Source organism: Serratia sp. root2, from assembly GCF_031931805.1.
Taxonomy (GTDB): domain Bacteria; phylum Pseudomonadota; class Gammaproteobacteria; order Enterobacterales; family Enterobacteriaceae; genus Serratia; species Serratia inhibens.
Genome location: NZ_JAUJXB010000001.1, coordinates 1,698,845 through 1,724,813 on the forward strand (window position 1 = coordinate 1,698,845; position 25,969 = coordinate 1,724,813).

General features: G+C 61.4%; 24 protein-coding genes. 14 read left to right on the plus strand and 10 right to left on the minus strand.

Translation table 11 applies throughout. The features are described 5' to 3' along the window. Positions 1-46: 46 nt before the first annotated feature. Entirely contained in the window at positions 47-937 is an 891-nt protein-coding gene (locus QZQ97_RS07630) for a LysR family transcriptional regulator (protein ID WP_311992953.1), read from the plus strand. A 27-nt stretch (positions 938-964) separates the two neighbouring features. On the opposite strand, the gene QZQ97_RS07635 is transcribed toward QZQ97_RS07630, so the two are convergent. Continuing rightward, complete coding sequence (locus QZQ97_RS07635) at positions 965-1,627, minus strand: TetR/AcrR family transcriptional regulator (RefSeq protein ID WP_311992954.1); 663 nt, start codon at positions 1,625-1,627, stop codon at positions 965-967. Positions 1,628-1,720: 93 nt separating this feature from the next. On the opposite strand from QZQ97_RS07635, the gene QZQ97_RS07640 reads away from it, so the two are divergent. The 10 genes from QZQ97_RS07640 (at position 1,721) to QZQ97_RS07685 (ending at position 13,225) form a co-directional block, all read left to right on the plus strand. Continuing rightward, the gene (locus QZQ97_RS07640; RefSeq protein ID WP_311992955.1) at positions 1,721-2,419 is read left to right on the plus strand and encodes a DAPG hydrolase family protein; all 699 of its coding nucleotides are present in this window, start codon (positions 1,721-1,723) and stop codon (positions 2,417-2,419) included. 92 nt (positions 2,420-2,511) lie between these two features. Further along, on the plus strand, positions 2,512-3,822 hold the full coding sequence (locus QZQ97_RS07645; RefSeq protein WP_311992956.1) for an MFS transporter: 1,311 nt from the start codon (positions 2,512-2,514) through the stop codon (positions 3,820-3,822). Positions 3,823-4,090: 268 nt separating this feature from the next. Next, a complete protein-coding gene (locus QZQ97_RS07650) occupies positions 4,091-5,092 on the plus strand; it encodes an ABC transporter substrate-binding protein (protein WP_311992957.1) in 1,002 nt (333 codons plus the stop codon). 61 nt (positions 5,093-5,153) lie between these two features. Further along, entirely contained in the window at positions 5,154-6,026 is an 873-nt protein-coding gene (locus QZQ97_RS07655; protein WP_311992958.1) for an ABC transporter permease, read from the plus strand. Next, entirely contained in the window at positions 6,026-6,796 is a 771-nt protein-coding gene (locus QZQ97_RS07660) for an ABC transporter ATP-binding protein (protein WP_311992959.1), read from the plus strand. The genes QZQ97_RS07655 and QZQ97_RS07660 overlap by 1 nt, the downstream gene beginning before the upstream one ends. 10 nt (positions 6,797-6,806) lie before the next feature. Beyond that, positions 6,807-8,135 (plus strand): histidinol dehydrogenase, encoded by a 1,329-nt coding sequence (gene hisD / locus QZQ97_RS07665; RefSeq protein WP_311992960.1) that lies wholly within the window; start codon positions 6,807-6,809, stop codon positions 8,133-8,135. Between the two features lie 18 nt (positions 8,136-8,153). Then, positions 8,154-9,488, plus strand: a complete 1,335-nt coding sequence (locus QZQ97_RS07670) for a hypothetical protein (protein ID WP_311992961.1) — start codon at positions 8,154-8,156, stop codon at positions 9,486-9,488. A gap of 59 nt (positions 9,489-9,547) precedes the next feature. Further along, on the plus strand, positions 9,548-10,330 hold the full coding sequence (locus QZQ97_RS07675) for an SDR family NAD(P)-dependent oxidoreductase (RefSeq protein WP_311992962.1): 783 nt from the start codon (positions 9,548-9,550) through the stop codon (positions 10,328-10,330). A gap of 196 nt (positions 10,331-10,526) precedes the next feature. After that, positions 10,527-11,786, plus strand: a complete 1,260-nt coding sequence (locus tag QZQ97_RS07680; RefSeq protein ID WP_311992963.1) for an MFS transporter — start codon at positions 10,527-10,529, stop codon at positions 11,784-11,786. Next, entirely contained in the window at positions 11,783-13,225 is a 1,443-nt protein-coding gene (locus QZQ97_RS07685) for a glycoside hydrolase family 32 protein (protein WP_311992964.1), read from the plus strand. The genes QZQ97_RS07680 and QZQ97_RS07685 overlap by 4 nt, the downstream gene beginning before the upstream one ends. Positions 13,226-13,273: 48 nt before the next feature. Here the strand turns inward: QZQ97_RS07685 and QZQ97_RS07690 are convergent, their stop codons facing one another. From QZQ97_RS07690 to QZQ97_RS07730, 9 genes are all read right to left on the minus strand, one after another. Continuing rightward, on the minus strand, positions 13,274-14,275 hold the full coding sequence (locus QZQ97_RS07690) for a LacI family DNA-binding transcriptional regulator (protein ID WP_311992965.1): 1,002 nt from the start codon (positions 14,273-14,275) through the stop codon (positions 13,274-13,276). Positions 14,276-14,333: 58 nt separating this feature from the next. Further along, on the minus strand, positions 14,334-15,428 hold the full coding sequence (locus QZQ97_RS07695) for an iron-containing alcohol dehydrogenase family protein (RefSeq protein WP_311992966.1): 1,095 nt from the start codon (positions 15,426-15,428) through the stop codon (positions 14,334-14,336). 13 nt (positions 15,429-15,441) lie between these two features. Continuing rightward, positions 15,442-16,596 carry an alpha-hydroxy acid oxidase gene (locus QZQ97_RS07700; protein WP_311992967.1) on the minus strand — a complete coding sequence of 385 codons (1,155 nt, stop codon included), beginning with the start codon at positions 16,594-16,596 and terminating at the stop codon, positions 15,442-15,444. Continuing rightward, positions 16,596-17,738, minus strand: coding sequence for a histidinol-phosphate transaminase (gene hisC, locus QZQ97_RS07705; protein ID WP_311992968.1), 1,143 nt, complete (start codon positions 17,736-17,738; stop codon positions 16,596-16,598). Before hisC ends, QZQ97_RS07700 begins: the two co-directional genes overlap by 1 nt. 88 nt (positions 17,739-17,826) lie before the next feature. Then, a complete protein-coding gene (locus QZQ97_RS07710; protein ID WP_311992969.1) occupies positions 17,827-18,609 on the minus strand; it encodes an ABC transporter ATP-binding protein in 783 nt (260 codons plus the stop codon). Next, the gene (locus QZQ97_RS07715) at positions 18,606-19,469 is read right to left on the minus strand and encodes an ABC transporter permease (protein WP_311992970.1); all 864 of its coding nucleotides are present in this window, start codon (positions 19,467-19,469) and stop codon (positions 18,606-18,608) included. Before QZQ97_RS07715 ends, QZQ97_RS07710 begins: the two co-directional genes overlap by 4 nt. 14 nt (positions 19,470-19,483) lie before the next feature. Then, a complete protein-coding gene (locus QZQ97_RS07720) occupies positions 19,484-20,464 on the minus strand; it encodes an ABC transporter substrate-binding protein (RefSeq protein WP_311992971.1) in 981 nt (326 codons plus the stop codon). Between the two features lie 231 nt (positions 20,465-20,695). Beyond that, positions 20,696-21,259, minus strand: coding sequence for a HutD/Ves family protein (locus QZQ97_RS07725; protein ID WP_311992972.1), 564 nt, complete (start codon positions 21,257-21,259; stop codon positions 20,696-20,698). After that, entirely contained in the window at positions 21,259-22,629 is a 1,371-nt protein-coding gene (locus tag QZQ97_RS07730) for a formimidoylglutamate deiminase (RefSeq protein ID WP_311992973.1), read from the minus strand. The genes QZQ97_RS07725 and QZQ97_RS07730 overlap by 1 nt, the downstream gene beginning before the upstream one ends. 215 nt (positions 22,630-22,844) lie before the next feature. On the opposite strand from QZQ97_RS07730, the gene hutC reads away from it, so the two are divergent. The 3 genes from hutC to hutG all read left to right on the plus strand — a co-directional run bounded on the left by hutC (position 22,845) and on the right by hutG (position 25,742). Next, complete coding sequence (gene hutC, locus QZQ97_RS07735; RefSeq protein ID WP_208295248.1) at positions 22,845-23,561, plus strand: histidine utilization repressor; 717 nt, start codon at positions 22,845-22,847, stop codon at positions 23,559-23,561. A gap of 160 nt (positions 23,562-23,721) precedes the next feature. After that, a complete protein-coding gene (gene hutI / locus QZQ97_RS07740; protein ID WP_311992974.1) occupies positions 23,722-24,945 on the plus strand; it encodes an imidazolonepropionase in 1,224 nt (407 codons plus the stop codon). After that, complete coding sequence (gene hutG, locus QZQ97_RS07745) at positions 24,942-25,742, plus strand: N-formylglutamate deformylase (RefSeq protein ID WP_311992975.1); 801 nt, start codon at positions 24,942-24,944, stop codon at positions 25,740-25,742. Before hutI ends, hutG begins: the two co-directional genes overlap by 4 nt. Positions 25,743-25,969: the final 227 nt, after the last annotated feature.

Consider the following 25,969-nt stretch of genomic DNA (forward strand, 5'->3'; position numbering starts at 1 on the left):
AATAACGTGTCCCGGTTGCTTCTGTTGCGGCTTAAGGAAAAAGAATATGGACCGTATCCAGGCAATGCAGATTTTCGTCCGTGTGGCAGAGGCAGGGAGCTTTATTCTCGCGGCGGAAACGCTTTCTTTACCGGCCTCAACGGTGAGCAGCACGATTAAAAATCTTGAAAAATATCTGCAGGTGCGCCTGCTGAACAGAACCACGCGGCGGGTCAGCCTGACGACCGAGGGCGCACAATATCTGGCGCAATGCCGGGAAATACTCGAGCTGATTGAGCATACGGAGTCCAGCCTGACTGATTCCGTAAAACGGCCGCAGGGGCGTTTGCGGGTTGATATGCCTGGCGGCATTGCGCACTTTGTAGTCATGCCAAACCTGAAAGACTTTTACAGGCGGTACCCGGATATCTACCTGATGATAGGCGTCAACGATCGGCAGGTAGATCTCGTTCAGGAGGGCGTAGATTGCGTCATTCGAACAGGAGAGCTCAATGACTCAACGCTCGTTGCTCGCCCGCTCGGCAGGTTTCGCTGGGTGACCTGTGCTTCTCCAGCCTATCTCGGAGAGAAGGGTATTCCGCAGACCCCGGAAGACTTGTCTCACCACCGAGCCATCCATTATTTTTCAGGACACGCCAGGCGAGCGGGTGAAATGTGTTTCTTCAGCGGCACTGAAAAAATATCGGTCCCGGTCAACGGCGTTGCCGCCGTCAATGAGACAGGGCTCTACATAAAGATGTGTCTTGAAGGATTCGGGCTGGCGCAGCTTGCGGAGAGAGTGGTATCAGAGCATCTGCAGGAAGGCCGGCTGATCGAAGTTCTGGCGGACTGGCAGCCCGCGTCCGTGCCGGTTACCCTACTCTATCCGCATCAGCGTTTTCTCTCGCCGGCCGTGCAGGCATTTACTGACTGGATAACCGGACTTATTAAAGGTTGATCGGTCAACGTGAGTGGACCGGTGCATTTATCGATTCCGCGAAGCCATGGCATCCCGTACCAGCCCCGGCAGCACCAGCGCCAACGCCGCCGTAATGCGATTGCCGATGTCGCTGCCCGGCGGCAACAGTCCAAGCGCCATCTGGCGCAAGGGTTCGGCCATCACCATCGCCAGCAGCAGATCGCTGGTTTGCGCGCAGTCCAACTCGCGCAGCCACCCGCGTTGCTGCTGACGTTGCAACCAGTCCGCCACAATGGTCCGACCGCGTTCAATACCATTGCGCTGATAGGCTGTCAGCATCGCCTCCCGCCCAGGAAACTCGCTCTGCAACAGGCGAAAGATCCCCACAGCCTGCACGCTCAACACCTGTTGTGCAATGGCGCGCAAGCCCTGCTCAAGCAGCGGCTGCACCTCTGCCGCCCGCTGCGCATCCTGTTCAAACGTCGGCCGAAAAGCGTCGGTCCAACTGGCTATCGCCTGCATCACCAGCGCATCGCGATTTTCGGCAAAACGGTACAGGGTCTTCTTGGCCATGCCGGCCCGTTTCGCCACCGCGTCCACGGTGGTGGCGGCATAACCCTGCGTCAGCAACAGCGCCAGTGTGGCCTCAACCGCCGCCGCGCGCAGCTCCGCCTCCGGAGCCGAAGGCCTTCCGCGCGAGCGCGGTTCGGCATCGTTTTCATTTGCCATGATGGTTCCTCGAAATCGTTGACAGAGACAGCATACCGGCATAGCCTTAATTAGGAAACCAATATCGTTTCCTAATTAATAAGGATGACCGCTATGACACATCAATCGCTAATGCTCCCTTGGGGCGTTAATGATATCAACGAGTTGCTTAAACCGGAACCGCTGCGGCTGGAGATGGGACTAACGCGCAGCGCCGACGGTTTGCTGACCGTTGCGATCCGCACCGATCTGCACGGTTGCAAGGGCCGTATGCTGGACTGGTGGTTTACCTTTTTTGAGACCACCCAGCACATTCGCTGGTGGCACCCGCACGATCACCTTGAGCACCGCGGCTGGGACCGGCACTGGAAAAAAGGCGAAAGCTACATTGGCGCCAGCATCGAAGCGGTTGAATGGCTGGCGGAGCTGCCGCCGGTGCCGGCCCGGCTCAAGTTTCACGCCGCCGAAGATTTTTTTGCCACGCAACAGCTGCAACAGGCGCGCGACACTCAGGCACTGTCTGCCGCCATTTGCGCCCGTATCGGCTTCGGCGAGCAGGTAGCGCTGGACGACAAGGGCGACCCCCGCGACGGTGAAATGCTGCATTTGGCGCGCGACACGACCTACGGCTGCGTGCTGCGCAGCCGCTTTCTGCTGGGTAAATCCTGCGCAAACGCGCATGACGAGCTGCCGGACGAGATTGGCTTTAATCTAATGCGCCACTGCTACAATGAATTCAGCTATCTGGCGCAGTTCCTGCCATCGTTGTACTACGCCGAAAATGGCCGCGAAGCGGCACCGTTACCCTGGTGAACCCCCTTCACACTTCCCGTTGAAAATAATTGATTGTTTTGTCATATGAATTTAGAAGTGGATGACAACAAGTCAAACGCACGGGAGCGGGAATGGACGTACAAACGACGGTTATTGACGCACGCCAGTCACGTCAGGCATTACTGGCCGGATCGGTCGGCAACTTTATCGAATGGTATGAATTTGGCGTTTACGGTTTTCTGGCCACCGTCATCGCCGCCAATTTTTTCACTCTGCAGGGTGAAAGTGAAATCACCAGTCTGATACTCACCTACGCCGCCTTCGCGCTGGCATTTTTCTGCCGCCCGATCGGCGCGGTGATTTTCGGCCGCATCGGCGACCGGATCGGTCGCCGGCCGACGCTGATTGCGGTATTGCTGCTGATGACCCTGGCTACCGCCCTGATCGGCGTGATGCCAACCTACGCCTCTATCGGCGTCGCCGCCCCGCTGTTGCTGACCCTGCTGCGGATGTTTCAGGGGTTATTCGCCGGCGGCGAATTCGGCGGCGCGGTATCGCTGATGACCGAGTTCGCGCCCAAGGGGAAACGTGGGCTGTACGGCGCCTGGCAATCGCTGACCGTGGCATTCGGGCTGTTGGCCGGTGCAGGTCTGGTGGCATTGCTGGCTGCGCTGCTGACGCCGGAACAGTTACATGACTGGGGCTGGCGCATTCCCTTCCTGTTGGCGTTGCCGATGGGCGCCGTGGCGCTGTGGTTGCGGCTGAAACTGCAGGAAACGCCGAGCTTTAAACAGGCGCAGCAAAGCGGCGGCGAAACGGCGCAAGCGCCGGAGGTGAAGCTGGGCAGTGTACTGAAAACCATTCTGATCGGCATTGGCCGTATGATGGGCTGGTCCGCCGCCGGTTACACCTTCCTGGTGGTGATGCCGTCCTACCTGCAAACCTCGCTGCACGCCACCTTCCAGCAGGCGCTGGTAGCCACGGTGCTGGCCAACGTCGGCTTCGCCCTGACGATTCTGCCCGCCGGTATTCTCAGCGATAAGTTGGGGCGCAAGACGGTGATGCTGACGGCGGTCATCGCGGTGATCCTGTTCACCTTCCCGCTGCTGCACCTGCTGCAAGACCCGCAAAGCTCTCTGCTGACCAAAGGCATGGCGGTATTGATCGCCGGTGCGGTGGTCGGGATGCTGGCCGGTCCCGGCCCGGCCATGCTGGCGGAGATGTTCCCGACCAGAGTGCGCTACACCGGTCTGGGGCTGGCCTATTCGCTATCCAACGCGGTATTTTCCGGTTCTGCGGGGTTAATCATCACCGGTTTGATCAAGCAGACCGGCAATCTCGATATTCCGGCTTACTACGTGGTTGCCACCTCGGTGGTCAGCCTGTTTGCGCTGATGACCCTGCGGCGCGACGATCATCTGCGCTCGCTGAACGAGCGTTAATCCTGAAGGGGCGTATAGCGCCCCAAATTCGATCCGCTGCGCAATTTTTGTGCGCCGCTATAGTGCATCCCCCTGACCACCGTTTCAATGCCCCTCTAATCCCGCACGAAAAACACCTGATTATTCATAATTATTAATAAGTTGAAAAATAATTCCCACCGCTGTTCGCAGTTGGCCCTTAACTTGCTCCGCCTTGTATATACATGGACGGACATTACCGACACGGACATCACTATTTCTCACCAGTGCGAAAGACGAGGGTTCTCCCATGAAGCAACCAATAAAAACGCTGCAAAAAGTGCTCGCCACCGCCTGCTGCCTCAGCATGCTTGCCGCTCCGGCGTTCGCCGCCGAAGCTCCCTTGCCCAAGCCGGAGGCCGGCACCTTCAAAATGGGCATCGAACCCTGGTTGGGCTACGGCCAGTGGCACGTAGCCCATAGCCTTGACCTGTTCAAACAACAGGGGCTGGACAAGGTCGATATCATCAATTTCGCCGAAGATAAAGACATCAACGCCGCACTGGCCAGCGGCCAGATCGACGCCGCCAATATCGCTACCCACACCGCCATGGGCATGGTTTCCGCCGGTCTGCCGGTCAAAATCGTGCTGCTGCTCGATCAAAGCCAAACCGCCGACGCGCTGATTGTCGGCCCAGGCATCAAAGCGCTGAGCGATCTGAAAGGCAAACAGGTGGCGTACGAAGAAGGCACCACCAGTGACATCCTGCTGCACAGCGCCCTCGCCTCCGCCGGCATGAAATGGAGTGACATCGTGCCGGTGCCGATGCCTGCCGACGCCGCAGGCAGCGCGCTGATCGCCAAGCGCGTCAGCGCCGCCGTCACCTACGAACCTTACCTGAGCGTGGCGAAGAAACAGGATGCCGGCGTGAAAACGCTGTACAGCGGCGAGTCCGATCCGGGCCTGATCAGCGACGTGCTGGTGGTGCGCGACGAGGTGATCAAGACCAAACCAGGCCAGGTCGCCGCCATGATTAAAAGCTGGGATGCCGCGTTGCAGCATTATCAGCGCAACACCGCGGCGGATCGGGCAATCATTGCCAAACAGGTTGGCGCCAGCCCCGCCGATCTGACCAGCGCGTTTGACGGCGTGAAGTACTACTCGCTGGCGGAAAACAAGCAGGTCCTGAGCGAGCACTTCGCCAAGCACACCTTTGCCCACGTGCTGAAAGCAGCCACGGAAGCCAGGCTGGTGAGCAAACCGGTCACGCCGGAAAACCTCATCGACGCGCGATTCGTTAACGGTCTGTAAGACGGATTAGCGCCGGCCGACGGTTTGTGACCGGCGCAACTCCCCACCAAAGGAAAACCCGATGAGCTCGATAAAACTGGATGCGCCCAACGCGCGCACTCATCTGAAAACCGCCCCACCGCCTGGGCGGCGCAGGCGCAGACCGCTTGGGCTGATGGTGATCGGCAAAACGCCGTCACGTGGGCTGTTCGTCGCCATCGCCGTGGCGGTGTTCGCGCTGCTGCTGTTGAGCTGGTGGCTGGCGACCCGCAGCGGCGCGGTACCGGCGATTTTTATGCCCACGCTGGACGGCGTATGGCACCGCATGGTCAGCCTGGCGCAGGACGGTACGCTGTGGAGCGATATTCGCAGCAGCCTGTACCGCATCTCGGTGGCCTTTCTGATCTCGTCGGTGATGGCCATTGTCATCGGCGTATTGGCCGGCTGTTACGGATTTTTCAAAGCGGTCACCGAACCGCTGGTGGATTTTGTCCGCTATATGCCGGTGGTGGCCTTTGTGCCGCTGACCATTTTGTGGACCGGCACCGATGACGTACAGAAATTCCTGATCATCTGGATCGGCACCTTCTTTCAACAGGTGCTGATGGTGATCGACACGGTAAAGCGCGTGCCGGGGGATTTTGTCGGCCTGGGACGCACGCTCGGCATGCCGGACCGCAATATCCTGTTCAAGATCGTGCTGCCCAGCGCGCTGCCGGGCATCTGGGATGCGTTGCGCATCAGCCTCGGTTGGGCCTGGACCTGGCTGGTGCTGGCGGAACTGGTGGCTTCCACCTCAGGGCTGGGCTACCGCATCGTGGTGTCGCAGCGCTTTTTCCAGACCGACACCATTATCGGCTACATCCTGCTGCTGGGGCTGCTTGGGCTGATCACCGATCAACTGATGCGCGCCGCCGAGCGCGTGTTGTTCCGCTACAACGCGAGGCGTAAATAATGGCGACTCTAACACTCAATGGCCTGAACAAAAGTTTTCAGGTCGGCAAAGGTGCGCGGCAGGTGCTGCATGACATCGACCTGACGCTGCACGACAACGAGTTCGTTTCTGTGGTCGGCAGTTCCGGCTGCGGCAAAAGCACCCTGCTGTCGATCGCCGCCGGGCTGGAGGATTTCGACAGCGGCAGCGTACGCGTTGACGGCCTGGACATTCGCGGCCCGGGGATCGATCGCGGCGTGGTGTTCCAGTCCTATACCCTGCTGCCGTGGCTGACCGCCCGCCAGAATATTGAATTCGCCCTAAAGGCGGCGGGCTATAACCGCAGCGAATGCCGTGACATCGCCGACGACCACCTGGCGCTGGTCAAGCTGACCGAATTCGCCGATGCCTATCCCAACGAGCTGTCCGGCGGCATGAAACAGCGGGTGGCGATTGCCCGCGCGCTGTCCTACCGGCCGAAAATCCTGCTGATGGATGAACCCTTCGGCGCGCTCGACGCCATGACCCGCCACCAGATGCAGCTGCTGCTGACGCGCATCTGGGAAACCCATCGCCTGACGGTGATGTTTGTCACCCACGATATCGAAGAGGCGGTCTACCTGTCGGACCGTATCGTGGTGATGGGGCCGGGCAAAATCGATACCACCTTTCAGGTCGATCTACCGCGCCCGCGCAGCGAAGAAGTGAGCGGGGACGCACGCTATATCGATCTGCAACGTCAGGTTCTGAAATCTATCCGGGAACAGGCTTCCCAACACGAATTAGCTTAGGAGCATCCCCATGTCGCACACAGTGACCTTTCACGATCTCAGCCACAGCCGGCAATTGCCGGAAGCGCTGTTCCAACGCACCGAAGCCGACTTGTCGTTCTTTATCGAGCGGGTGCAACCGATTATCGCGGCGGTACGCGATGAAGGCGATGCCGCGCTGCAGCGCTTCGCACGGGAATTCGACGGCGTGCAGGCCGAGCGGATGTCGGTTCGCGTCGAGCAAAGCGAGTTCGACGATGCCATGGCGCGGCTGGATCCCGCCGTCACCGCCGCTATCGCCTATGCCGCCGGCAATATTCGCGCGTTTCACGAAGCGCAAAAACCGGAGGAGATGTGGCTGAAAGAGATGCAGCCCGGCGCTTTTGCCGGCGATCGTCACCTGCCGATCGATTCCGTGGCCTGCTATGTGCCGCGCGGAAAAGGTTCGTTCCCCAGTGTGCTGCTGATGACCGCGATCCCGGCGCTGGTGGCGGGCGTGCCCCGGCCTGTGGTGATCACCCCGCCCGGCCCGGATGGCAAAGTCGATGATGCCACGCTGGTGGCGGCGCAGTTGGTCGGCATCCGCGAAATTTACAAGTGCGGCGGCGCACAAGGGGTCGCGGCCGTGGCTTATGGTACTGAAACGGTGCCAAAGTGCCTGAAGATCGTCGGCCCCGGCAGCCCCTGGGTGGTGGCCGCCAAACGCCAACTGGTGCAGATGATCGATCCCGGCGTGCCGGCCGGCCCCAGCGAAAGCATTATTTTGGCCGATGACAGCGCCAACGGTGCGCTGGCGGCGCTGGACTTGATCATTGAATCGGAACATGGCCCGGACTCCTCCGCCTGGCTGGTGACCTCCAGCCGTCGGGTCGCGGAACAGGCGATCGCCGCGCTGCCGGGTTACTGGGCGCAGCTGGACGAGAAACGCGCCGGCTTCTCGCAAAGCGTGCTGTGCGGTGCCCACGGCGGTGTGGTGCTGACGCAGGACTTCGCCGCCGCAGTAGAGTTTGTTAACGGTTACGCACCGGAGCATCTGGAGATCCTGGCGGAAGAGCCGCTGGCGGTGATGGGCCAAATTCGCAACGCCGGTGAAATCCTGCTGGGCAATTACACCCCGGTGACGTTAGGCAACTTTGTGCTCGGCCCCAATGCGGTGCTGCCGACCAATGCCGCCGCCAAGGTGGCCGGACCGCTGTCGGTATTCGACTACATGAAACGCATTTCGGTGGGTTACGTCACCCGCAGCGGTTACGACGCGTTGGCGGAAAAGGCGCACGGTTTTGCCCTGTATGAAGGCTTCCCCGCACACGCGCTGGCGGTGTCAGCGCTGCGTAAAACCCTGCTCGATCGTCAGCCCTGAACAGGCAGCGAGGTTACGATGACCGATAATCCTATTTCCCGCGCCGGCCGGGGTGAACCCCTGGCGGCGCAGGCCAGAGCACTGACCCACGCCGGCGAATGGCGGCAGGCGGCGGACAAACTGCGCCAACTGGTGTTGGAGATCACCGGCGTGGCGGTGGGCGAGTTGACCATCAACCGCGATCAGTACAGCCTGAACTCGCTGAACGGCCAGTTGCAATTGGCCGACGGCCGCGGCCTGTTCTTTAAATATCATCACGAGGAAGGTGAAGACCACACCATCGAGGAGTATTACAACGCCGAGCTGCTGCGCAATAACGGTTTCCGCGTCGACGTGCCGCTGTATGCCTGCGGTGAGCCGGGGCGGCAGATCCTGCTGTACCGGTTGCGCCACGATCGGCGGCTGGCCGACGTGTGCCGGGAGATCGAGTTGCAGCAGAGCTGGCCGCAGATGGCGCCGGTGGTCGATGCGCAGCACCGCGCCGATGCGGAGATCCTGCGGATGACGCTGCCGACGCTAAAAATCGGCCAGCCTGCAGCGGTGGCTCGCGAACCGATCCACCAGCTGTTTCATCACCGGCTGGTCAGCCCAGGCGCCACACCGGGATTGGGCGGCCGGGTGGCGCAGTTCTACGTGGGCAAAACCTTCCGGCTGGCGCAGCAAGCGTTGAGCTGGGCGCAATTGCAAGACCTGCATTGGGAAATCAACGGCGTGCTCTATCGCCATACGCTGGGAGAGCTGTTGTTGCAGGCCGGCGAGCTGCTGGCCCCGGTTGCACTGGCGCAGCACGGCGTGGTGATCGCCCACGGCGACGCGCACAACGCCAACGTATGGTACGAAACCGATCGCCCGCCGCCGCAGTTGGTCAGCTTCGATCCGGCCTTCGCCGGGCGTAATATCCCGGCGCTGTTGGCGGAGATCAAAGCGACTTTCCACAATATTTTCGCTCACCCGTTCTGGCTGTACGAACCGCAGCGCTGCGCGACGCATTACCGGGTGGCTGCCCGTCTGGAGGGGCAACGGCTGATTGTCGAGCATGACTGGCAGTTGACGCCCTTGCGCGCCGCCTTCCTGCAGGACAAAGGCGCGCTGTACTGGCGGCCGCTGCTCAGCGAACTGACGATACGCGGCTGGCTGCCGCATAACTGGCGACGGTTGATGCGGCTGGCGCTGTTCTGCTGCCCGACGCTGGTGCTCGATCTGCGCGCCGGTGGCGGCAGCGGCCATACGCCGGAAAGCTCGGCGCTGGGCTTCGCCATCGCCATGATGCTGGGCAGCGAACCCGTCGACGGCAAGGACGTGGTCAGCCGCTGGTTCACCGCCATAGATCCGCAGTTCGGCGGTAAGGTATGAAAGCCATGCGCTTTAAGGCAGAGGCCCGCTAAAACCTTTTGGCTCCCTGAGGAGAATGTATGCAAAACACCCATTTACCGCCGGGCCTGGCCCCCTTTTCATTGCGCGGCAAGCGCGCGCTGATCACCGGCGCTACGCGGGGGATTGGTCAGGCGCTGGCTATCGGGCTGGCGCAGGCCGGTGCGCAGGTGATCGTCGCCGGGCGACAACGCGCCGCGCTGCAAGAGGTGGTGCAACAGCTGAATAACTGGGGGGAACACCCGGAAATGCTGCTGCTGGATGTCCAGGATCCGGCATCGATTGAAACCGCCTTCGCCACGCTGGCGGGCAAACCGCTGGATATCCTGATCAACAACGCCGGTATCGAACGCCTGTGCCCGTCTCTGGAGGTGGATGAAACGCTGTGGGACAACATCGTCGGCACCAACCTGAAAGGCGCTTTCTTCTGCGCGCAGGCGGCGGCACGCCTGATGGTCGAACAGGGCAGCGGCTGCATCATCAACCTGTGTTCATTGACCAGCGAAGTCGGCGTACCGGGGGCTACCGCTTACGGCGCGTCGAAATCCGGGCTGGCGGGCATGACGCGCGCGCTGGCCAGCGAATGGGCCACCCACGGGATCCGGGTCAACGGTATCGGGCCAGGCTATTTTCAGACGGCGATGACCGAGGTGTTTTACCAGGACAACGGTTGGCGCGAGTCCATGCAGGATAAAATCCCGCTAGGCCGCTTTGGCAAGCTGAGCGACCTTACCGGCGCGGCCATTTTCCTCGCCGGCCCGGCGGCGGCCTACATCACCGGCCAAATCCTGTATGTCGACGGCGGTTATCTGGCCAGTATCTAAATGCGGGCGCGGGGGCGAATGCCCCGGCCCCATCCTCTTTCCATCCCCTTGCATCCATCCAGTGATGACGATCACAATGCAAATATGTTAACGTTAACTTTTGTGATTAACATCGCAATCCGCCGTGTTGATGGCTTTATTTGGCGAAAGGTTAACGTTAACAATAAGGCTGACATTATCCATCAGGGCATCTCACATGAACCGCGAAACAAAAAAATATTATGTGCTCCTAAGCGGCCTGTTGTTTTTCTTCTTCTTCACCTGGTCGGCCAGTTTTTCACTGATCTCCATCTGGCTAAACCAAAAAATCGGCCTGAAAGGCACCGAAACCGGCCTGATCTTCTCTGCCATGTCGATCATGGCGTTGTGCGCGCAACCGCTGTACGGGTTTATTCAGGACAAGCTCGGGCTGCGCAAGCATCTGTTGTTGTTTGTCGGCACGCTGCTGCTGCTCACCGGGCCGTTCTTTATCTATGTTTATGCCCCGCTGCTGCAAACCAATCTGGTGGTCGGCGCGCTGGTTGGCGGCCTGTTCGTCAGCCTGGCGTTTAACGCCGGCATTGGCGCGCTGGAATCCTATACCGAGCGCGTCAGCCGCATCGTCGGCTTCGAGTTCGGCCGGGCGCGCATGTGGGGATCGCTGGGCTGGGCCAGCGCCACTTTCTTTGCCGGCTTTATCTATAACATCAATCCGAACATCAATTTCTGGATCGCCTCGGCCTCGGCGGCGGTATTCCTGCTGTTGCTGTGGCAAGTGCGAGAGCTGAAACCCAACGCCATGGCCGGGCTGGAATACGGCAAGCCGGAAAACCTGAAGTTGCAGGACGCCCTGGCGTTGCTGCGCCTGCCGGGGTTCTGGGCGCTGGTGGTGTTCGTGCTCGGCACCAGCATCTACGGCGTCTTCGACCAACAGTTCCCGGTGTACTTCGCCTCGCAGTTCGCGACCCACGAGGAAGGCAACCGCATGTACGGTTTCCTTAATTCGCTGCAAGTGTTTCTGGAGGCCGGCGGCATGTTCCTGGCACCGCTGCTGGTCAACCGCATCGGTATCAAACAAAGCCTGCTGCTGGCCAGCAGCGTGATGGCGGTACGCATGTTCGGCTCCGGCTTCGCCAGTGGCGCGCTGACGATTTCCGCCATGAAACTGCTGCATGCCGTGGAATTGCCGATCCTGCTGGTGGCGATGTTCAAATACATCACCACCCGCTTTGACAGCCGCCTGTCCTCCACGCTGTATCTGGTGGGCTTCCAGTTTATCAGCCAGATCGTCGCCGGCATTCTGGCACCGCTGGCCGGCCTAGGCTACGACCGTATCGGCTTTGCCGATACCTATTTGCTGATGGGCTGCGCCGTCGCCGGCACCACGCTGATCTCCTGTTTCCTGCTGCGCGGCGAGACTCCCACCCGCGCGCCGCAATTTCAATCCACGATAAAATCAAGTGAGCCAATCCAATGAACAATGCCTTAGCTCAAGCCGACCATGCGGTCGAAACCCTGCGCGCACAGCGTCAGGACGATTACTACCCGCAATTTCATCTGGCGCCGGCCGCCGGCTGGATCAACGATCCCAATGGGCTGGTGTACATTAACGGCGTTTATCATGCGTTCTATCAGCACCACCCCTACGACGAAAACTGGGGGCCGATGCACTGGGGCCACGCCATAAGCCGGGATCTGGCGCACTGGCAGCACCAGCCGATAGCCCTGGCGCCCGGCGACGATTACGACAAAGACGGCTGTTTCTCCGGCTGCGCGGTGGACGATAACGGTGTGCTGACGCTGATCTACACCGGCCACGTCTGGCTGGACAAAGTGGGCGATGACGATCAGGTGCGCGAGGTACAGTGTCTCGCCACCAGCGAGGACGGCGTGCATTTCGTCAAACACGGGCCGGTGCTGGCGCCGCCGGAAGGCATTCAGCATTTCCGCGATCCCAAGGTCTGGCGTGAGAGCGATGGCTGGTGGATGGTGGTCGGAGCCAAACAAAAGGGACTCGGGCAGGCACGGCTTTATCGTTCAAAAGATCTGCGTGACTGGCAGTTTGACCGCGTGCTGGACGGCGCGCAGACGTTGCATCAGGGCTATATGTGGGAGTGTCCGGATTTCTTCCCGCTTGGCGAAAAACAGGTGCTGCTGTTCTCGCCGCAGGGGCTGGCGGCGCAAGGCTATCGCCATCGTAACCGCTTCCAGAGCGGCTATTTGCTCGGTCACTGGCAGCCGGGCGCCGATTTCAACGTCACTCAACCTTTCTGCGAACTGGACGCCGGGCACGATTTTTATGCGCCGCAAACCTTCACCGCCGCCGACGGTCGCCGCCTGCTGTTCGCCTGGATGGACATGTGGGAATCGCCGATGCCGAGCAAGGCACACGGTTGGGCCGGTGCGCTCACCCTGCCCCGAGAACTGACGCTGAATGCCGAAGGCGAGGTACTGATGAACCCGGCGCGGGAACTGGCGGCGCTACGCGGTATACCGCAGACGTTTGCCGCAACGCAACTGCGCAACCAACGCCAGGCGCTGGCGGAGAACGTGCAAGAGCTGACGCTGTCGTTGGATCTGGCCGCCAGCGATGCCGAACGCTACGGCATCGCCATTGGCAACGCCGCACGGCTGTACGTGGATAATCAAGCGCACAGGTTGGTGTTGGAGCGTTTCAGTGAGGAACCGGGGCTGTGCGGTTGCCGCAGCGTGCCGCTGCCGGCGGGCGACACATTGTCGCTGAGAGTGTTCATCGACCGTTCATCGTTGGAAGTGTTCGTCAATCAAGGCGAAGCCTGTCTGACCAGCCGCATCTACCCGAGCGACGGCCAGCGCGGCGTGAGCCTGTTTGCCGAAAGCGGCCAGGCACAGTTTGGCGCGCTGCAGGGGTGGGAACTGGAGAGCATCCGGGCCTGATTGCCCTGGGGGTTTGATTGCAGGGCGCGCCGGTCGTGCCCTGTTTGATCACATCGACTCGCGCAGCAACAGCGGGCAGGTAACCTTCACCGTCTCGCAGTGATCCAACTGGTTAATCAGGTGCAGCGCCGCCTGACGGCCCAGTTCATAATGCGGCAGTTGCACCGTGGTCAGCGGCGGCAAGAACAGTTGACCGATGCCGACCATGTTGTCATAGCCCAACACCCCCACCTGCTGCGGGATCTGCCAGCCCTGCGCCAACAGCACCTGATACACCATAAACGCCACCCGATCGTTGCCGCACACCACCACATCGCAATCGCGCTGTCCCGGTGCGAAATGCCGTTCCAGCAGTGCCACGCAATCGCGGTAGCGCTCGTCGCCGTCGGTCAGATCAAGGTGATACTGCTTCAGTTGTTCTACGTCGCCGCCCGTTTCACGCCAGGCGCGCTCCAGCCCACGACGGCGCAGCCCGGCTGCCAGCGTATTTTCCGGCAGGTGAATGCACAGCGGCGCCCGGTAGCCTTTGGCGATCAATGCGCGCATGGCGTCGTACTGGCCCTGTTCGTCATCAGGAATGTAGCTGGCCACCCGGTTGTTCCGGCTGACGCAGTTGGCCAGCACCAGCTTTTTATCCAGTAACTTGGGCGGCACGGTGACCTGTCGCAGCCCCATGGTGGTGAAAATCACCCCATCCGGCCGGTGCGCCAGCAGCAAATCTATGGTGTGTTCGGCGCTGTCGTCGGCGAACAGGTTGACGACAAAGCTGTTCCAGCCGTGTTCGCGCGCGGTCTTTTCGATCGACAGGATCATTTCCACCGAGAACGGTGTGGTGGCGGTATCCAGCGCCAGCACGCCGAGCGTCTGCACCCGGTTGCTGTCACCGCGAATGCGCCGGGCCGAGAGATCGGGCACGTAATCCAGTTGGTCAATCGCCTGCTTGACGCGCTGGTAGGTGTCTGGCCGCAGTTTGCCTGGCTCGTTGATGGCGCGGGAAACCGTCATCAGCGACACCCCGGCAAGTTTTGCAACGTCTTTCAGCGAGGCCATGCGCCCTTCTCTGTTGTAGGATGGAAAACCAAATAATCCCACAACTTAACGCCGGACTCTACCCCTTGCGCACTCTGTCGGCCAGTTCATGTACCCGCTGCATGGCTTGCGCCAACTGGGTGACGGTGACCGGGTGCGGCATATTGGCCATATCCGGCGCGTCAACCGCCGCCGCCATAATGGCGTTGATGGCTTGATTGTCCAGATCGTCGGCGATATCCGCCAAATGCAGCGGTATCCGGCAGGCCTGCGCCAGCCGCAACGCCGCCAGCAGTTCCTCGTCGCTGCGCTGTTCCAGCGCCAGCAGGCACAGGTTGCCGTAACCGACCAACAGACCATGACCAAAATTGCGCGTCTCGTCGCAGACGGTAAAGCCTTCAAACAACGCATGGGCCGCTGCGGCATGTGCCCCGCTGCCCATTACCGAGGTCAGCCCGGCGAACAGGAAGATGGCATCCAGCGCCTGCTCCAGCGCGTCATCGGCTTGGCGTCGCTCCGCCGCCTGACAGGCCGCAGCCCCGTACTCTTCAATCAGTTGGTAACAGATGCGGCTGTTGGCCTGTGCCGCCAGCGCCATGCCGTTCAGTGCCGCCGGGTGGCCGATGGCGCGATATTCGTACCATTTCGCCAACGTATCCCCTAACCCTGCCGCCAACCAGCGGACGGGTGCCGCGGCCAACAGTTGGCTGTCAATCACTGCCGCCGCCGGAGCATGCGGCAGGTGCAGCATGTCGCGAAAGTGGCCATCGTCATGATAGCGAATGGTCAACGGCGTAACGGCAGCGCAAGTGGCGGCAATGGTCGGCACGGTGATGACCGGCAATCCGCAGGCCGCACCCACCGCCTTGCCGGTGTCAATGGCCTTGCCCCCGCCCGCCACGATCAGCATCTGCGCCGCCGCTGAATGCGCCAATGCGGCCAGCCGCGCAATCTGCGTTTCACTGCATTCACCGCCATACTGCTCGCAGCCAACCAGCTCCACCGCCGCCGCACGCAGGCCATTGCCTATGCTCGCCTCGGTGATTGCCAGCCCACGCGCGCCGCCAATCAGCATCGCCCTTGAACCGTAGCCGGCACACAGCGGGCCGATCTCCTCCAATGCTCCGGCACCGCGCACCACGCGCGCCGGGAAAGCGATTTGCGCTAAAGACATCTCAGGCTCCTTATCACCGTTCATTCACCGGCCGCAGCAGATGCGGCCCCAATTCCTGCACGCTGCCACAACCCAGCTGCGCCAGCGTGCGGTCAATTTCTTCGCTGAAAATCCGCAGTGCCTGAGTCGCGCCTGCCTGCCCGGCCAGCGCCACGCCGTACAACAACGGGCGCCCAAGCAGCACGGCATTGGCGCCCAGCGCCAGCGCTTTCACCACGTCGGTGCCGCGCCGGAAACCGCTGTCGATCAGGATCGTCGCCGTCGGCCCACAGGCGGCACGCACCGCCGGCAACAGGCTGATGGGTGCCACACAGCCGTCGAGCTGGCGGCCACCGTGGTTGGACAGCACGATGCCATCCGCCCCGGCATCGAGCGCCTGACGGGCATCCTGCGGGTGCAGAATGCCTTTCACCAGCAGCTTGCCCGGCCAGCATTGCCGTACCCAATCCAGCGTCTGCCAGTTCAGCGCGGCGTCCATCTCGCGGGCGAAATAAGCGGCCCCGCTCAGGCCCCGCTGCCGCTCCGCCGGCAGATAGGGCTGCAGGTTGCCGAAGCCGGGCATGCCCGCCGGGCGCAAAGTGTGCCATAACCAGCGCGGGTGCAGCGCCACGTCGCACAGGCTGGCGAGGGAGAGTTTCATTGGCCGCCGGTAGCTGCGTCGATCGCGCTCGCGGTTGCCGAAATGCACCGCATCCACCGACAGCACCAGAGTGTTGCAGCCTGCGGCCAGAGCGCGTTGCAACAGCCCGGCGGTCACCTGCCGATCGCGCAGTACATACAGCTGGAACCAGTGCTGCCCCTGACCATCGGCGGCAATCTCCTCCAGCGAGGCGGTCGACACCGTGCTCTGAATATAGGGAATGCCGAACGCCCGGGCGCTGCGCGCCAGCATCAGATCCGCCTGATAGCGCAGCATGCCGTTGTAGCCGGTGGGCGCAATCAGCAGCGGTGCCGCCAGTTCCTGCTGCCAAAGCCGAATGTCGAGCGCGCGGCGGCTGGCATCGCGCAGCACCGGCGGCACAAACTGCCATTGGCTAAACGCCACTCGGTTCCCGCGCAGCGTGTGTTCATCTTCCGCGCCGCCCGCCAGGTAACGGTAAGCGAAACGCGGCAGGTAGCGCCGCGCCGCACGCTGTAAATCCGCCACGTTGAGTATCGCCCCGCTCATCAGCGCGCCGCCTCAGCCAGCACCTGTCGCAACGCATCGAGAAAACGCCGGTTATCCGCCGCGCTGCCGATCGATACCCGGATGAACCGCTGATAACCGGCTTCGCGCCAGGGTTTGACGATGATGCCGTGCGCCAGCAACGCTTCGGCTATCCGCTCGCTCGGGTAACCGCAATCAAAAAACAGGAAATTGGCGCTGGACGGCGCCACATGCAACCCCAGGGCACGCAACGCCGTCGCCATCGCCGCGCGCGCTTCGCTGACCCAGGCGACGCTGTCGGCCACATGCTGCCGATCGTGCAATGCTGCCAACGCCGCATTCTGCGCCGCCCGGTTAATGTTGAACGGCGTGCGCACCCGATCGAGCAGCGACACCAGCTCGGCGTCACAGGCCAGACCGTAACCGACGCGCAGCCCGGCCAACCCGTAGGCTTTGGAGCAGGTGCGCAGCACAATCCACGGTCGTGACTGTAACGGCAGCAGCTCCAGACTGTCCGGGTAGTCCGCCTGGTCGGCGCAGTATTCGTAATAAGCCTCGTCGATCACCAGCAGGCAGTCTTGCGGCACGGCGGCAATCAATTGCAAAAAGTCATCGCGACCGAGCATGCAGCCGACCGGGTTCGACGGGTTGCTGAACACCACCATCTTGGCCGGCCGTTGCAACGCCAGCCGCCAGGCGGCCAGATCGAACTCCAGCGCCTGATTGACCGCCACCAGCGTTACCTCCGCCCCCATCATGCGCGGGTAGATTTCATGCAGCCCAAACGACGGCAGCAGGGTCACGACCCGGTCACCCGGATTAATAAACGCCAGACACAGCATTTCCAGAATGTTTTCCGAACCGTTGCCGATCACCACCTGCTGCGGAGGGATGCCGGTCAGGGCGGCGATTTCCGCCCGTAACGCCTGGCTGTTTGGGTCGGGGTAAACGCCGCTATGCTGAGCCAAATCGCTCAGTGCCTGTTGCACCAGAGGGCTGGCGCCAAACGGGTTTTCGTTGCTTGCCAGACGGGCAATTTCAGTGACACCGTAACGGTTACGCACCGCCTCGCTGGATAACCCGGCGTTGTAGGCGCCAAGCGAACTCGCCTGCTGGCGCGCCAGGCGGCGCACCGCCTGCGCTGCGGAAAAAATGGCTTGCATCCTCACCTCATGGGTTGAGTATCGGTAAAGTCAAAAAGCGCATGAACCCCTTCCCGGCGAATGGGAAGGTTTCATGGTCTGACGGGGTTTAGTGCAGGCTTTGCAACGTTTCGCTGCGGACCTCTTCCGTGACCTGCGCCTTGATCGCCATAAACTCCGGCGACGTTTTCAGGGTGTAATCGCGCGGATGCGGGAAATTGACCGGCACTTCGGTTTTGATCCGCCCCGGGCGCGCGCTGAAAATCGCCACCTTGTTGGCCATAAAAATCGCTTCATCGATGTCGTGCGTCACGAACAGCACCGTCTTGCGCGAGGCTTCCCAGATGTTGAGCAACAGCTCTTGCATCATCACCCGCGTCTGGTTATCCAGCGCGCCGAAAGGTTCGTCCATCAGCAGGATTTTCGGATCGTTGGCCAACGCGCGGGCGATGGCGGTGCGCTGTTGCATGCCGCCGGAAAGCTGGCGCGGGAAATGCCGTTCAAAACCGCGCAACCCGACCTTGTTGATGAAATAGTCGCTGCGTTCTTTCTGCTGCGCCGCGCCCACACCGCGTTCCTGCAGGCCAAAACGGATGTTCTGCTCCACCGTGAGCCACGGGAACAGCGTATAGCTCTGAAATACCATGCCGCGATCGGCGCCTGGCCCCTCTACCCGCTGGCCATCCAGCCACACCTCCCCCTGCGTCGGGCTGTCCAGCCCGGCAATGATGCGCAGCAGCGTGGATTTGCCGCAGCCGGAAGGCCCGAGAATGGTGATGAAATCATTCTCCTGCACCTGGTAATCGACCGGCAGCAGCGCCTGCGTCTGCTCGCCATGCGGCCCGGTAAAAATCCGCGATACGTTTCTGACATTGAGCTTGTCGGCTTTCATCGCAGAGAACTCCAGATAAACAGGCGTTTGTTAGCCGCCTTGAACAGCAGATCGGACAGCAGACCGATACAGCCGATAACGATAATGCCGAAGATAATCTGCCCGGTGTTCAACAGCGCCTGACTGTCGACAATCATGTGGCCGATACCGCTGGAAGAACCAATCAGTTCGGCGACAATCACGTAGGTCCAGGCCCAGCCGAGCACCAGACGCAGCAGTTCGGCAATCTCCGGCGCCGCGCCAGGGATCAGCACCCTTCGTACCACGCTGCGATTGGAGGCGCCCAGGGTATAGGCCGCCTCCACCAGATCGCGCCGGGCGGCGCCGACGGTCACCGCCACCATCAGCACTATCTGGAAGAATGAGCCGATAAAGATCACCAGAATTTTTTGCATTTCGCCGATACCGGCCCACAGGATCAGCAGCGGCACAAACGCCGATGCCGGCAGATAACGGCAAAACGAAACGAAGGGTTCGAGAAACGCTTCCACCAGTTTGTACGAACCCATCATAATGCCGAGCGGCACCGCAATGGCCGCCGCCAGCAGGAAACCGCTCAGCACCCGGAACACCGTCATGCCGATATCCAGCGAGAAATCGTACTCGGTGAACAACAGTACGCCTTCGCGCAGCATGGTGAGCGGATCGGCCAGAAACGTCGGCGACACCAGCCCGGTGAAGGTCGCCAGCCCCCACAGCGCCACAAACAGCGCGAAAAAGGCCAGGCCGAGAAACCCGCGCAGGCGCCCGGCAACCGGCCGTAACGGCACCATCATCGGGTTATGCCAATGCGGCTTGGCAGGCGGCAGCGCCGCAGGCTCCCGTTCCAATTCCGCCACTGGACTGAGGGGTGAATTCATTTCGGACTCCTCCTTCATGGCTGGTTTACGTAGCTGGCGTCATACAGCGTGCCGATGTCCGGCAGTTTGCGGATCACGCGCATTTCCAGCAGCAGCGCCGCGGCCTCTTTGCTGAAATCGGCGATTTCACCGCTGAAGAACTTGCGGTTCTGCTCGCGATCCTGCCAACGCAGGTAGCCGGCGGACTCGGCAAACTGCTTGCCGCTGGACTTCACCGCCGCCCCCATGATTTCGTAGGATTTATCCGGCTGCGCCTTGATCATGTCCAGCGCGTCGAAATAGCTCTCCACCAGCGCTTTCGCCGCCTGCGGGTTTTTCTTCAGCCAGTCAGGCGTACAGCCCAACGTATCCATCACCATCGGGTAATCCAGCGTGGTGGCCAGGATTTTGCCCTGCTTGGGGTTGTCGCGGACCGTCGACAGGTAAGGTTCGTAGGTCATCGCCGCGTCGTTCTGCCCGGCATTGAAAGCCTGCGCCGCCGCCTGCGGTGACAAGGTGGCCAGCTTGACGTCTTTCAGCGTCATGTGGTTTTTGTCCAGGATCCATGCCAGCGCAAAATAGGAGGAGGTGCCGGGTGCATCGACGCCCACCGTCTTGCCCTTCAACTGCGCCACGCTACTGATGCCGTTACGCACCGCCAGCCCGTCGGCCCCGTAGGATTTGTCCAACTGCACGATTTGCGTGATTGGCACGCCGTTGGCGTTCCAGGCGACGTAGGTTTCCACCGTGGTGGCGGCGCACTGCACCCCACCGGAGGCGATCGCCAGATGGCGGTCTTTCTGCGGGATCATTTTCAGATCGACATCCAGGCCATGCTTTTTGAAAATCCCCGCCTTGTCTGCCAGCGTTAACGGGGCGAAGCCGGTCCAGCCGGAGATGCCGATCGCCACCGGCGTATCGGCCGCCTGCGCGGCCGTCAAACCGCAAAATCCTGTCGCTGCTGCCAGGATCGAAAGTGTCCCCATTGCCGTTTTCACGGAAAAGCCCTTGCTCATGCTGTGCTCCTGTCTTGCCGATAAAACGCCCCACCGCGGGCGCCAGAATGGCTCTGTATAATCTTGTCTATACAAGCGAAGTGACTGGAGCAAAGACTGTGCCAAACGCGCAAGCGGCGTGGACGGCGGAAAAAAGGATTTCAGGCGCGGGGATGGCGGATGCGGGTGAATCATGATGGCGCAGGCGGCGCACCTAATTGGAGCAAGGGCGCCGCCTGCCGGATGAGCGGATTAAACCGGGTGAATATCGGCCCACAGGGCCAGGCTTTCTTTCGCCAGCGGCATCAGTTGCCCGTCGTGCTGTTCGGCCGGCCACCAGCCGCCCTGGCGTGCAGCCAGCGTGATGCCACCCGCCAGCGACCAGGTTCCCCGCAGCACATACAGCACACCGGCGTGGCCCGCCGGCAAGGTCACGCCGGCGGTGATGCGTTGCACCTTGGCCACCCAGCGCCCACGCCGGGTCATGATGTTAAAATCCTGGCTGGCGCCGCCCAGCAGCCTGGCGTCCAACGCCACGTCGCCGGAAAAGGCAAAGGGCTCGCCGACCTGCGACAACCGGTGATCGATTTGCCCCGCGCTGAACAAATGCACGCCGTCGCCCTCCAGCAGAGTAATCGAGCGGTCGATGCCGTCAAATGCCGAAAACGGGCCGTCCTGCGCGATGGTGGCAATGCTGGCGCGCCAGTCGAAATCCTGCGCACCCGGTGGCCAACAGGCGATCTCACGGGTTTCGCCGCCGCCGTTGCGCCAGGGCGTCACCGGCAGGGAATCAAAATCAAAACGGGTCAGGCTCATCACGCCTCCTGCTGGAAAGTTTTCAGCACCTGCAGGAATTCCGCGCTGCTCTGCCGTTGCAACGCGTGACGCCCCTGTTCGATCACCTGGCGGCCGCCGACGAAGACATCGCGGATTTGTTCTTTGCCGCCGGCGAACAGCCAGCGGTTGAGGATCGAGGCATCGGGTGCGGCGGCCAGATAAGGATCGTCGCCATCGAGTACCAGCCAGTCGGCGCGGTAACCGCTCTGCAAACGGCCAATCGGGGTGCCACAGGCCTGCGCCCCACCCTGCAATGCCTGTTGGTACAGCACGTCAGCCACCGCCGGTTGTTGTGGCGTGGTCAGGCGGTTACGGCGCTGATCGCGCAGCCGCTGGCCGTATTCGAACCAGCGCAACTCTTCTACCACGTTGAGCGACACGTGGCTGTCGGAACCTATGCCCCAGCGGCCCTGATGGTGCAGATAGGCGTCACCGGGGAAAATGCCATCGCCCAGGTTGGCCTCGGTGGTCAGGCACAGGCCAGCCACCGCCTGGCTGCGCGCCAATTGCTCCAGCTCCGCGCGATCGAGATGGGTGGCGTGCACCAGGCACCAACGCGAGTCCACCGGCATGTGCTCATACAGCCAGGCCACCGGGCGTTGGCCGCTCCAGGCCAGGCAATCGTTGACCTCTTTTTGCTGCTCGGCGATATGGATATGCACCGGCAAGGCGCTGTCCGACGCCGCCAGGATCTGTTGCATCTGGCTCAGCTCTACCGCCCGCAAGGAGTGGAAGCACAGCCCCTGGTTTTGCAGCGGTTGGTTCGCCACCTGACGGGCAATCACCTGCTGCTGTTGCAGGTAGCTGTCCGCATCCTGAATAAAACGTTTTTGCCCGGCTTGGGCGGGCTGGGCGCCAAAACCGGCATAGCTGTACAGCACCGGCAACAGGGTCATGCCTATCCCCGCCTGCTGCGCCGCCTGGCTGAGCCGGCCGGTCATTTCACCGCGATCGGCATAAGGGTTGCCGTCGGCGCCATGATGCAGATAGTGGAACTCGGCAACCTGGGTATATCCTCCCTTCAGCATTTCGATATACAGTTGTCGGGCGATAACTTCCACCTGCTCCGGAGTCAGTCGCTGCACCAGGCGATACATCAGATCGCGCCAGGTCCAGAAACTGTCCTGCGGGTTGCCCGCGACCTCTGCCAGCCCGGCCATCGCACGCTGAAAGGCGTGGGAATGCAGGTTCGGCATGCCCGGCACCACATCGCCGTGCAGGCGAATGCAGCCTTCGGGATCTGAATCGGCAATCACCTGTGCCAGGTGACCGTGCGCATCGACGTCCAGGCGGACGTTATGCGCCCACCCCTCAGGGAGCAGAGCGCGTGAGGCAAAATAAGCAGGCATGGCAGTATTCCACTGTTAGTGTAATGGCTAATAACGCGCGAAGATCACGCATCCGAAAATGCACAGGCCCATCGCATTGCTGTGGCGAACCGGCCCCTAGTTGTATATACATATACATACGCCAGCATCAACAGTAAACTGGTGTTATTATTTTTTTATTTGACGAGGTTAACGTCGTGGTTGATCAACAGACCCTGTTACAACTGGCTGCTGCAATGAGCGATACCCCCGCCCCGATCTACCAAAGGGTCAAGCAGGCGATCGTAAACCAAATCCGTGCGGGCCATTGGCTGCCGCACCAGCGTGTGCCCTCTGAAAGTGAACTGGTGGCGGAACTGGGCGTCAGCCGCATGACCATCAACCGCGCACTGCGCGAGCTGACCAGCGAAGGTTTCCTGATCCGCATGCAGGGCGTCGGCACCTTCGTCGCCGAGGCCAAAGCGCATACCGCGCTGCTGGAAGTGCATAACATCGCCGACGAAATCGCCGCACGCGGCCATCGCCACAGCAGCAAGATCCTGCAACTGAAAGCGCGGCCGGCCAGCGAGGAAGAAGCGCTGGCATTAGGTATCCAACCCGGCCAGCAGCTGTTCTATTCGCAGATCGTGCATTACGAAAATGATCTGCCGGTGCAGGTGGAAGACCGCTGCGTCAATCCGGTGGTCGCGCCCGATTACATGAAGCAGGATTTCGACCGCGTTACGCCGTATATCTACCTGACGCAAGCCGCCCCGCTGACCGCCGGCGAACACATTGTGGAAGCGGTAGTACCGACCCGCCAGGAGCGCGACCTGCTGCAACTGGAAGATCACGAACCGGGTCTGTTGATTCACCGCCGCACCTGGTCCGGCAAAAACGTAGTCACCTCGGCGCGCCTGTTGTATCCCGGCAGCCGCTACCAACTGTTTGGCCGTTTCACCAGCGACGTTTAATTCCCCCGCGGGTGCAGCCTTTGCGCCCGCTCTCTCTTCGCGATCACATCCCGATAACAAATTTTTACCCCGCCTCTTGTGACAAACCGGTGAATGCGCTAGGTTGTTTTTAATTGTATATACAACCATGTGGGAGCCAAGGCTCCGGCGGAGGAAAGCAATGACGTCTGAGATTCACTGCGACAGCCTGTGGCACGGGGCCGACATCGTCACCATGCGCGACGGCAAGTATCACACCCTCAGCGATGGCGCGATCGCCGTGCGCGCAGGCAAAATCGTCTGGGTGGGCGAATATGCGGCGCTGCCTGCGGGGCTGACAGCGGATGAAACGGTGAGATTCGACGGCGGTATCATCACGCCGGGCTTTGTCGACTGCCATACCCATCTGGTGTTCGGCGGCAACCGCAGCGGCGAATTCGAACAGCGCCTGAACGGCGTAAGTTATGCCGAGATCGCAGCTCAAGGCGGCGGCATCATTTCCACCGTCAAAGCCACCCGCGACGCCGACGAAGAGGCGCTGCTCGAGCAAGCGCTGTTCCGTTTACGGCCCCTGTTGGCGGAAGGCGTAACCTGCGTGGAGATCAAGTCCGGTTACGGGCTGACGCCGGAAAGCGAACTGAAAATGCTGCGCGTGGCGCGCCGGCTTGGCGACATGCTGCCGGTTGAGGTGAAAACCACCTGCCTGGCGGCCCACGCGCTGCCGCCGGAATACGCCAACCGCGCCGACGACTACATCGATCTGGTGTGCAATACCATTATTCCTCAGGCCGCCGCAGCCGGGCTGGCAGACGCGGTCGACGCCTTCTGCGAGCATCTGGCGTTCTCACCGGCGCAGGTTGAGCGGGTGTTCGCCGCCGCCGAAGCCGTCGGCCTGCCGGTGAAGCTGCACGCCGAACAGCTTTCCGCCCTCGGCGGCAGCGAGCTGGCGGCGCATCACCATGCTCTCTCCGCCGATCACCTGGAATATGCCACTGAGCAAGACGCCCGTGCGATGGGCGATGCCGGCACCGTCGCGGTGCTGCTGCCCGGCGCTTATTACCTGCTGCGCGAAACCCAGTGCCCGCCGGTGGATCTGTTCCGCAAGCACCGGGTGGCCATGGCAATCGCCAGCGATGCCAACCCAGGCACTTCGCCGGCGCTGTCGCTGCGCCTGATGATCAACATGGCTTGCACGCTGTTCCGCCTGACGCCGGAAGAAGCGCTGGCAGGCGTCACGGTTCACGCGGCCAAAGCGCTGGGCCTGCAAGAGAGTCACGGCACGCTGGAAGCCGGCAAGGTGGCGGATTTTGTACACTGGCCGATTTCCCGGCCGGCTGAACTGGCTTACTGGTTGGGCGGACAACTGCCCTGTACGGTGATTTTCCGAGGAGAAGTACGTCAATGACCATTCGCGATCCCTATGATTTTCAGGCCGGCAGCCTGCCACTGCTGATCAGCATTCCCCATGCCGGCACCCGATTGACGCCGGCGGTCGAAGCCGGTTTGACCGAAGAGGCTCGGCCGCTGCCCGATACCGACTGGCACATCCCGCAGTTGTATGATTTTGCCCGCGCTATGGGTGCCAGTGTGCTGGTCGGCAACTACTCGCGCTTTGTCATCGATCTTAACCGCCCGGCCGACGATAAGCCGCTGTATACCACCGCCACCACCGGCCTGTACCCTGATGTGCTGTTTGACGGCCGCCCGAGTTTTTTGCCGGGCAAAGCGCCGTCGGACGATGAGCGCGCCGGCTATTTGCAGCAAATCTGGCAGCCCTACCACCAGCAACTGCAGGATGAACTGGCGCGACTGAAAGCCAAACACGGCTACGCGCTATTGTTCGATGCGCACTCCATCGCCTCGGTGATCCCACGGCTGTTCGACGGTAAGCTGCCGGATCTCAACCTGGGTACCAACGGCGGTGAAAGCTGCGCCCCGGCGCTGAGCGATCGTCTGGTTGCCTGCTGCGAACGGCAACAGCAGTTTACGCACGTGCTTAACGGCCGTTTTAAAGGCGGATACATCACCCGTGCTTATGGCCAGCCGCAGCAACAGCAGCATGCGATTCAGCTGGAGCTGGCACAGGTCAATTACATGTCCGAGCAATACCCCTTTGCCTTTGAGCCACAGCGAGCGGCCGCTTTGCAACGCCTGCTGAAGCAAATGATCGATAGCCTGCTGTCCTGCGAGCTACCACGTTAACCCACCGCCTATGCCCAAGCCGGGGCGACTCCCTTGCCCCGGCGTCACCAAGACGTCACTTCGCCTCCTGATTTTTTGGCATAAATCATGCCTCCTTTCCTGTACCCGTTTCAATTTGCGTACTGCATCGCAGTTTGAGTGAAAACCCTTGTATCTGGTCGGAACAGCGCACAAAACAGCGGCATAGGGATTGCACGGTACGCCACAATCTGCCGAAAAGCCCGGCC

Coding starts and splice junctions, on each gene's coding strand:
- QZQ97_RS07630 (WP_311992953.1), top strand. CDS start 47: ATGGACCGTATCCAGGCAATGCAGATTTTCGTCCGTGTGGCAGAGGCA.
- QZQ97_RS07635 (WP_311992954.1), bottom strand. CDS start 1,627: ATGGCAAATGAAAACGATGCCGAACCGCGCTCGCGCGGAAGGCCTTCG.
- QZQ97_RS07640 (WP_311992955.1), top strand. CDS start 1,721: ATGACACATCAATCGCTAATGCTCCCTTGGGGCGTTAATGATATCAAC.
- QZQ97_RS07645 (WP_311992956.1), top strand. CDS start 2,512: ATGGACGTACAAACGACGGTTATTGACGCACGCCAGTCACGTCAGGCA.
- QZQ97_RS07650 (WP_311992957.1), top strand. CDS start 4,091: ATGAAGCAACCAATAAAAACGCTGCAAAAAGTGCTCGCCACCGCCTGC.
- QZQ97_RS07655 (WP_311992958.1), top strand. CDS start 5,154: ATGAGCTCGATAAAACTGGATGCGCCCAACGCGCGCACTCATCTGAAA.
- QZQ97_RS07660 (WP_311992959.1), top strand. CDS start 6,026: ATGGCGACTCTAACACTCAATGGCCTGAACAAAAGTTTTCAGGTCGGC.
- hisD (WP_311992960.1), top strand. CDS start 6,807: ATGTCGCACACAGTGACCTTTCACGATCTCAGCCACAGCCGGCAATTG.
- QZQ97_RS07670 (WP_311992961.1), top strand. CDS start 8,154: ATGACCGATAATCCTATTTCCCGCGCCGGCCGGGGTGAACCCCTGGCG.
- QZQ97_RS07675 (WP_311992962.1), top strand. CDS start 9,548: ATGCAAAACACCCATTTACCGCCGGGCCTGGCCCCCTTTTCATTGCGC.
- QZQ97_RS07680 (WP_311992963.1), top strand. CDS start 10,527: ATGAACCGCGAAACAAAAAAATATTATGTGCTCCTAAGCGGCCTGTTG.
- QZQ97_RS07685 (WP_311992964.1), top strand. CDS start 11,783: ATGAACAATGCCTTAGCTCAAGCCGACCATGCGGTCGAAACCCTGCGC.
- QZQ97_RS07690 (WP_311992965.1), bottom strand. CDS start 14,275: ATGGCCTCGCTGAAAGACGTTGCAAAACTTGCCGGGGTGTCGCTGATG.
- QZQ97_RS07695 (WP_311992966.1), bottom strand. CDS start 15,428: ATGTCTTTAGCGCAAATCGCTTTCCCGGCGCGCGTGGTGCGCGGTGCC.
- QZQ97_RS07700 (WP_311992967.1), bottom strand. CDS start 16,596: ATGAGCGGGGCGATACTCAACGTGGCGGATTTACAGCGTGCGGCGCGG.
- hisC (WP_311992968.1), bottom strand. CDS start 17,738: ATGCAAGCCATTTTTTCCGCAGCGCAGGCGGTGCGCCGCCTGGCGCGC.
- QZQ97_RS07710 (WP_311992969.1), bottom strand. CDS start 18,609: ATGAAAGCCGACAAGCTCAATGTCAGAAACGTATCGCGGATTTTTACC.
- QZQ97_RS07715 (WP_311992970.1), bottom strand. CDS start 19,469: ATGAATTCACCCCTCAGTCCAGTGGCGGAATTGGAACGGGAGCCTGCG.
- QZQ97_RS07720 (WP_311992971.1), bottom strand. CDS start 20,464: ATGAGCAAGGGCTTTTCCGTGAAAACGGCAATGGGGACACTTTCGATC.
- QZQ97_RS07725 (WP_311992972.1), bottom strand. CDS start 21,259: ATGAGCCTGACCCGTTTTGATTTTGATTCCCTGCCGGTGACGCCCTGG.
- QZQ97_RS07730 (WP_311992973.1), bottom strand. CDS start 22,629: ATGCCTGCTTATTTTGCCTCACGCGCTCTGCTCCCTGAGGGGTGGGCG.
- hutC (WP_208295248.1), top strand. CDS start 22,845: ATGAGCGATACCCCCGCCCCGATCTACCAAAGGGTCAAGCAGGCGATC.
- hutI (WP_311992974.1), top strand. CDS start 23,722: ATGACGTCTGAGATTCACTGCGACAGCCTGTGGCACGGGGCCGACATC.
- hutG (WP_311992975.1), top strand. CDS start 24,942: ATGACCATTCGCGATCCCTATGATTTTCAGGCCGGCAGCCTGCCACTG.